This is a genomic window from Vibrio sp. 1288 (assembly GCF_033344475.1).
Window position 1 is genome coordinate 1 of record NZ_JAWPOX010000186.1, and the last position, 982, is coordinate 982.

The 982-nt window shown below is 48.4% G+C and carries 1 protein-coding gene and 1 pseudogene; both read right to left on the reverse strand.

Translation table 11 applies throughout. The features are described 5' to 3' along the window. Positions 1 to 475 (reverse strand): annotated as a pseudogene (locus R8O11_RS25555) (sensor histidine kinase N-terminal domain-containing protein); the annotation flags it as partial. Then, the coding region (locus R8O11_RS25560) for a winged helix-turn-helix domain-containing protein (RefSeq protein ID WP_318194655.1) at positions 465 to 982 on the reverse strand (518 nt) is incomplete at its 5' end. The gene R8O11_RS25560 and the pseudogene R8O11_RS25555, both read right to left, overlap by 11 nt.

Below are 982 nucleotides of genomic sequence, written 5' to 3' on the forward strand. Positions count from 1 at the left end.
CGTTCTCATGCTCGGTCTGTGGTAATGAGAGTTGGAAAGTGCGCCACTGTACGCCGTCTTTGGTAATGTCGGCGTAGCCGTTGTTATCAAAAGAAGAAGAAAGAGAACTCAGATTCGGAGTGGAACTCCAGATTAACTCGTTGTCACGGTAGAATTGAAAAACGAGATTCTGTTCGTAGGGGTGACCAAATTTGGTGGCTTTGTCTTCGTCGCTCTTTGCCAAAGAATCGATGTTCTTCATCCACTGGTCGAATAGCTCTCTGTGGTTGGCGAGCGTGTCCGTTTCGGTTGAAATGGACAGCGTCAGCAGCATCAGCTTAGCGGATTGCCCAAGCCTAGCGTCATAAACTTCTTCGACTTCGTGTTTGGCTGACTGAAAGCTGAAGTACAAAGAAATAAGCAAAAGCGCGCTGACTAACAAGCCAACCGAGAGCGTCAGTTGGCGTTTAATGGAGTAAGGTTTTTTATTTTTCAAGAATGTACCCCACACCACGAATGTTTTTGATGGCGACGTTGGGGGCTTTTTTACGTAGGTTATGAATGTGAACTTCTATCGCGTTGTCGCTTGAACCTTCATCCCAGCCATGTAGTGATTGTTGCAATTGCTCCTTACTTTGCACGCGTCCGGCGTTCGTCATCAAGCTGGTGAGGATTTTAAATTCATGGCGTGTGAGTTTAAGTGGGGCGTCATCGTAGCGAATGCTTTGCTCCGATAAGGATAAAGATAACTGCCCAACTTGAATGATTTCTTCTGCACTGCCGGATTGACGGCGAATCAACACACGCAAGCGAGCGAGCAACTCTTCGAGTGCGAACGGTTTTCCGAGGTAATCATCTGCGCCGCCATCAAGGCCTTGAACGCGATCGCGAATGGCGTCTCGTGCGGTAAGTAGCATCACTGCGAGCTTAAACCCGCCTTTGCGAATATTACGCAGAACTGCCAATCCCTCGATATCGGGGAGAGTGAGATCCCAAATCACGG